At 50.5% G+C, this 5,387-nt stretch carries 7 protein-coding genes and 1 pseudogene; 1 reads left to right on the top strand and 7 read right to left on the bottom strand.

From position 1 onward, the window contains the following. The 5 genes from CSQ89_RS19615 to CSQ89_RS19595 all read right to left on the bottom strand — a co-directional run. Nucleotides 1-445 (bottom strand): terminase large subunit domain-containing protein (locus CSQ89_RS19615; RefSeq protein ID WP_233203344.1); only part of this gene is annotated, 445 nt, incomplete at its 3' end. Beyond that, a complete protein-coding gene (locus CSQ89_RS19610; RefSeq protein WP_143747107.1) occupies nt 442-1,119 on the bottom strand; it encodes a hypothetical protein in 678 nt (225 codons plus the stop codon). The genes CSQ89_RS19610 and CSQ89_RS19615, both read right to left, overlap by 4 nt. Continuing rightward, entirely contained in the window at nt 1,119-1,730 is a 612-nt protein-coding gene (locus CSQ89_RS19605) for a hypothetical protein (protein ID WP_099407722.1), read from the bottom strand. The genes CSQ89_RS19610 and CSQ89_RS19605 overlap by 1 nt, the downstream gene beginning before the upstream one ends. After that, nucleotides 1,730-2,245 carry a lysozyme gene (locus tag CSQ89_RS19600; RefSeq protein ID WP_099407721.1) on the bottom strand — a complete coding sequence of 172 codons (516 nt, stop codon included), beginning with the start codon at nt 2,243-2,245 and terminating at the stop codon, nt 1,730-1,732. Before CSQ89_RS19600 ends, CSQ89_RS19605 begins: the two co-directional genes overlap by 1 nt. After that, nucleotides 2,242-2,454, bottom strand: coding sequence for a hypothetical protein (locus CSQ89_RS19595; protein WP_099407720.1), 213 nt, complete (start codon nt 2,452-2,454; stop codon nt 2,242-2,244). Before CSQ89_RS19595 ends, CSQ89_RS19600 begins: the two co-directional genes overlap by 4 nt. Nucleotides 2,455-2,731: 277 nt before the next feature. On the opposite strand from CSQ89_RS19595, the gene CSQ89_RS22245 reads away from it, so the two are divergent. Continuing rightward, nucleotides 2,732-2,971, top strand: a complete 240-nt coding sequence (locus CSQ89_RS22245; RefSeq protein ID WP_139023156.1) for a hypothetical protein — start codon at nt 2,732-2,734, stop codon at nt 2,969-2,971. Between the two features lie 698 nt (nt 2,972-3,669). On the opposite strand, the gene CSQ89_RS19590 is transcribed toward CSQ89_RS22245, so the two are convergent. Both CSQ89_RS19590 and CSQ89_RS23920 read right to left on the bottom strand, forming a co-directional pair. Continuing rightward, on the bottom strand, nt 3,670-4,470 hold the full coding sequence (locus CSQ89_RS19590; RefSeq protein ID WP_099407719.1) for a substrate-binding periplasmic protein: 801 nt from the start codon (nt 4,468-4,470) through the stop codon (nt 3,670-3,672). Between the two features lie 81 nt (nt 4,471-4,551). Continuing rightward, nucleotides 4,552-4,844, bottom strand: a pseudogene (locus CSQ89_RS23920) (IS481 family transposase); the annotation flags it as partial. Nucleotides 4,845-5,387 lie beyond the last annotated feature (543 nt).

Raw genomic sequence — 5,387 nt, 5'->3', positions numbered from 1 at the left:
GCGCATCCAAGATGGCTTTGGGTAGTTCTCGCGCCTCGTTGATCCAGCCCCCGGTCACTTCCAGCGAAAGCAGCTTCTTGACGTGGTCGGGCCGGTCCAGCGCCAGGAAGATCACTTCCATTTCCACGTCGTGGTTCAAGTGAATCATCTGCGTGATAGGTACATCCCACTTCACCCGGCCATAGTGTTCTTCAGGAAACCATTCGAGCCAAGTCTTGATGGTGGTGCTCTTTAGCTCGGGATAGGTGTTACGGATGATTACCCAGCGGGTGCGACGCCTGCCGTTGATGTCTGGCGCCTGCTCACAAGCCCTGCGCATGATTTCCATGCAGCAGGTAACGGACTTACCCGAGCCAATCGGCCCTAACAGGCCACGTACAAACGCCTTGCTGTTCATAAACGCGCTAGCGACGGGTCCAGGCGGGTAGTAATGGATTTCGCTCATTCGTTCGGTTCTTCCATTTGCACTGGGGTGGCTGGGTTGGTGGTGGCGTGGATATGCATCATGGGAGTAGCCTTCTTCTTATCGTCATCGCCTCTATCCAAGCCGAATGCTTGGCGCTCGATGGTGACGAGGTTCTTCAGGGCAGTAGATAGGTCACGCACGGTGCCAGCGCGGGTAGATAGGCTGACGGCCTTCATCATCTGGTTGCGGCGTAGATTGCCTGCATCGTCTTGGGTCTCGGTAAGGATGGCGTCTTCAATCGCCTCGATGTCCTGGCTGGCGTCGTGAAGCTGATTCAGCAGCAAGCCGCAAATACTTCGGGCGGCGTGGATGGATTGGCGATGAGCTTGCACAACGGCAATACCGGTAGCGGCGGCAGCCTGAATGATTTCGCGGTCACGGGCGGGGTTGGCTGGTTTGGGGGGGCGTTGGTGCGCAGGTGCGCACTGCGCACCTTGCGTGTTGGCGGTGCGCACTTCTGTGCGTACTAGTCCTTCCTCTACAGCCTCACGCACCTTGTCTGCCAGTGCCCGTTCCCAACCCAGCGCACCAGCCTTCTTGCGCACCATGGATTCCGATATGTCGTGCTTCTTGGCAATCACACGTACAGACAGCATCCCAGCGCGGTAGTCGGCTTCCATGCTCTCCCAGTCAGTACCTTTACTGGTTGCCATCACCAAGCCCATCCAATGGAAATACGTGGCTCTACCTCACCACGACGCGCAATCAGGTCTAAACGGGTACGTACACGCCCTAGGTCTCGCGCTATCCACGCACCGGGCTCTTGGGTTATCGGTCCATACGATAGGCCTGCACTCCAGGGGCGGGGCTTCGCTCCTAGGGTGTCGAGTATCAGCGGGGTGTCAGTTGCAGTGTCGATATCCGCACCTAACGCGGATTGGACGACACGGCGCCCACCCTTACCGTCATCAACCAAGGATGTCGTCAGCGTTACAGGCTCACAGTTACATGTAGGTGTGCCGTCCAAGTCAGTACCCACTACAGGGCGAGGCGTGAGGCGGGTAGTGACGCGGCGTAGCTCTTTGCTACCGAATGGCAGCTTATGCGGGGCGGGGCCGGCCTCCTTGGGTGTCATGGCAGCACGCGCAACAACTAGGGAACCATCATCCTGGCGAATAGCAGCAGCAGGAGTGCCAGACTCGGTTTGAGCATCGGTCACGACTTTTTGGGAAATTTCCCGAAAAGTCGGACAACCTACTAGCGTAAAGGCAGCCACCCCGCCCATGCCCAACAGCAGCAGGCTTTTTGAGTAGGTCAGCTTCATCAGGCAGCCCTCCCCTCACATACGGCACGCTCCTGGTTGCGGCGCTTCACAATGCCGCTACAGCCGTTGGCAGGGTCTCGGCAGTCCTTACCAGCGACATACACAACCGAATCAATACCACGACAAGCAGCGGCGTAATCACCCTGCCTAGCCCTATCAGCGAGTCGGTAACTACACAGGTTCTGCGCACCGATGTTGTAGGCCAAGCTGGTAAAGGCAGCACGCGGGCCAGCCGGCAAACCGGGCATACACGTATCTACCTGGTGCAGGACTTCACGCACTTCGCCAACCAACATTTGAGCGCATTGCTCTGCCGTATAGGTTTGGCCCATACGAATGTCGGTGCCGGTCTGGCCAAAGCAGGCGGTGGGAATGCCAAGAGGATGTGCAGCGGTGCGCACCAAGGGATCGGCGTAAGTACTGCGCACCTCACCTTCATGCGGGGCAATCAATAGCGCAGCAGTCAGTACCGCTCCTACCGCGCCGGCCCCGATAAAGCGGGCCTTGGTACTCATTCGCTATTTCCCTCCTTCTGTACCTTCTTGGGAATACGGCGCCAGCGATAAATAAGGAAAGCGAGTTGAGCTACCACATAGAAAAAGGTAGCAATCGTTACCCATTCATTGAGGGTGAACCCAGCCAGTGTGTAGGCACCTACCGATATCGGCGGGGCTGCCCTGGCAAGCTCTGTTGCAGCATCTCTTGCAAAGTCTTCTTTTGACATTTTTATCCCTTGTGCGGGTTTAGTTGGTGGCACAAGGGATTCTGAGAGTCGCTACCGGTGATGCTGTGCTTTTTAATTGCGCAATCTAGTCAAATTATCAGCAGGAACGGCGTTTAGAGGGTATTGCAGTCAGTTATTCACAATTCCTGCGGAATAATTTGAACCGTGACACTGGACACACGGAACTAATCAGCACCAGGCTCCTCTTAATATATCGGCCTCACTAGACGCCGATTACCTTAGTGGATTGACACTATTCAACCTAATGCGAGTAACAATGATACAAACACTTAACACGATTGAAATTAACCAAGTAGCAGGTGGGGCGAGTGCAAATGGAGCCCAACGATGTGAGCCGGAAGAACATTTGCGCTTACGCGTCGGAGTTGCAAAGGTCGCCAGTCTGAGGAAAGGTGGCTATACCTATAATCCAGAAAGCTTCGATTCAATCTTGGAAAAAGTTACTCCAGCTGAAATTAGCTCTATGAATAACAAACAATATCCAAATGGATGCTAAGCTTAGAAGCTGATATCCGCACATAAGCACCGACCGGCAAGAAACTGAAAGCATATTGTCGACTCTTGTTGGTCGGCGCAAGTAAGTCCATATCCAAAACCATAGATAACAACCCGGGCTCACCAGTACCGATCACTTACACGACGACTCACTGCAGTACGCTTGCGAGCTATTGCTGCCAGTTCTCGCTCAATCGGTCCAGGCCAGGAGAGGTTTATAGGCTCCTCCTTTCTGGCTGTATTCTTGTCCACGGGGAGCAGGGTAGAGGTTGTTCTCATTCCTTGGCCGCAACACCTCCCCAACGCGGTCATTTATCGCCATCGTTAATCGGCGGCTGGCTGCAGACAACCCAAAGGAGGCAGTCACCGCTTGACTAAATTTGCCTTAATTCCTTATCGGCAAACTCAACGAGAATCGAACACATCAGGCAGGTACACCAGCCTGACTTGAGCTAATCAGCCTCCACGAAAGCCGGGGCGGTTCGCTGTCATACAACCCCAAAATCGTGGCCCGGTACCATACGGCCGTGCTACGGATGTTGACGCCCTCGCAACAAGAATATTTCTCCGGCAATCAAACAGCACATATAGGGAGTGGCGTGTGAATTTCTTAAGTCATTGTTTATAATGGATTATTTGTGAGAATTCAGTGTGCTATTTATATTGCCGGATTAATATCAATCAACCAGAATTGGACAATTAATCAAGTTTGTATTTAATGCGTATTCTTTCGAGCCCTCCTTGCTGGTCTATATTTTCCAGTGCCTTACTCAATTTTTCGAAACTTTTTTTTGGCATTTTCTTACTGGCCACAAAGAATACCTCTTCAGAGTGCAGAGGGGTGGGCAATATTTTCACCTTATTTTGCAACTTAAGGGATTCTATGCTGTAGCGAAGCCCTACTTCCGACTGATAAAAGAATCGTGCACGACCAATCAGTATTTTCTGAAAGTTGGCTGCGTAGTCTTTAGCTCCTGCGTCAATCGACATTATTCCCTGTTTAGCGACAAAATTGTCATAACCGCTACCTTGCGCAGTAACTACGACATTATTTTCCGCACTAGCATTCCGAATATCATTAAAGCTATCAATCTTGATTGGGTCGTCAATGGCAACCGCGACTTTATAACGTAGCGTATAAAGAACAGTATTGAAGTAAGTAAAATCAGCCTCTTGCTCGGCATTTTTAATGAGCCCACAAAATACACCTAGGTCGCCAATTTTCATATTTGCCTTAATACGAAGCAGTGGCATAGGCTCTGTGGTTGGGATGAAATCAATATCTGGGTCTATTTTCTTAACCGCTTGCATAATTTCAATACAAATACCAGGCGACTGCGAATTTTCAGTATTGTATTTATAGATATTATTATCTTGGTATGAAGTCCTGATATAAATTTGCTCAGCAGCAGCTGAAAAAAAAGCTGTATGCACTAGCAAATAGAATAAAAATCGTACTTTGTGTAAATACATCACAAACCTAAATATGTTGATCGACATTTAAAGATTAACTAGCGCTCACAACGACCAATAACATTTATCTCCAAAAGTAACCAAGCATCCAAATATCTGCAACTGAGCCTAGGTGTCAGGTTCCATCTGTTTATAAACTCTTTTCTTGAACAGTTCCGGTTTCTTTTTCTGCACATTTTCATCAACTCGACCGGGGATAGGAAGTCCAAGGCTTTCTACGGGATGTGGTGATTGTAGGCGATCAGGTAGTCGCGCTGGGCGGTCGCCAACTCAGCAGCACTAGCAAAACGGGTCTGCTTGACCAGTTCGCTGATCCGGCCGCTCGGAGTCTGGGTCTTGCTGGTGAAGCGATCCGTGAACTGGCTGCCATTGTCGGTCAACAGCTTCTCGATCTTGACAGGCGAATCCTTCTACCGGCGATTCAGGAAATACCACGAGGCCCGATTAATTCAACCTCGCTATTATCACTCACAGAGGAGGAAAGTCCGACAGGCTGCTAGCACTTTAAAATTCCGCTTCTGGCTGAGGCTGTATAAAAACGCTAGAGCAGATTCTTGAAGTGGGAAATCAAGATGATTTTTCGGCTTTCTATATGCTTTAGGTGGGTATCTGAATGATATTTGGTATAGCGATTTAGCTAGCGGTGGGATTTTTTCTGAACCGGACTCCAAGTTTTCGAGTTTTTACACGACCTCGGCTGGAAGCAGGCCGATCTAGAACGTGATGATTGATTGAATCCCCGCGAAGTTGATGGGTAGACCTAGAAGGAATTAAGTGTAGAAGTTCAGACTTGATCTGACAGTCTCACCTTGCAAATGGTGGGGTTACCCGTTTTGATACAGGTGCGAATCTTTATCGAAACAGCGCGCAAGCGCCAAGGAGTAACCCCATGGCTAGTCTCAATCAGAATGTCATCAAGCACAAGATCGGCTTGCTGAATCTCG

Origin of the sequence: Chitinimonas sp. BJB300 (assembly GCF_002735695.1) — a bacterium.
Lineage (GTDB): Bacteria > Pseudomonadota > Gammaproteobacteria > Burkholderiales > Chitinimonadaceae > Chitinimonas.
The sequence above is the reverse complement of the archived record's forward strand: the minus strand, read 5'-3'. Positions and strand labels throughout refer to the sequence as shown.

What these genes read in the sequence shown, in the direction of transcription:
- CSQ89_RS22245 (WP_139023156.1), top strand. Translation starts at nt 2,732, where the DNA reads ATGATACAAACACTTAACACGATTGAAATTAACCAAGTAGCAGGTGGG.
- CSQ89_RS19600 (WP_099407721.1), bottom strand. Translation starts at nt 2,245, where the DNA reads ATGAGTACCAAGGCCCGCTTTATCGGGGCCGGCGCGGTAGGAGCGGTA.
- CSQ89_RS19590 (WP_099407719.1), bottom strand. Translation starts at nt 4,470, where the DNA reads ATGTCGATCAACATATTTAGGTTTGTGATGTATTTACACAAAGTACGA.
- CSQ89_RS19605 (WP_099407722.1), bottom strand. Translation starts at nt 1,730, where the DNA reads ATGAAGCTGACCTACTCAAAAAGCCTGCTGCTGTTGGGCATGGGCGGG.
- CSQ89_RS19595 (WP_099407720.1), bottom strand. Translation starts at nt 2,454, where the DNA reads ATGTCAAAAGAAGACTTTGCAAGAGATGCTGCAACAGAGCTTGCCAGG.
- CSQ89_RS19610 (WP_143747107.1), bottom strand. Translation starts at nt 1,119, where the DNA reads ATGGCAACCAGTAAAGGTACTGACTGGGAGAGCATGGAAGCCGACTAC.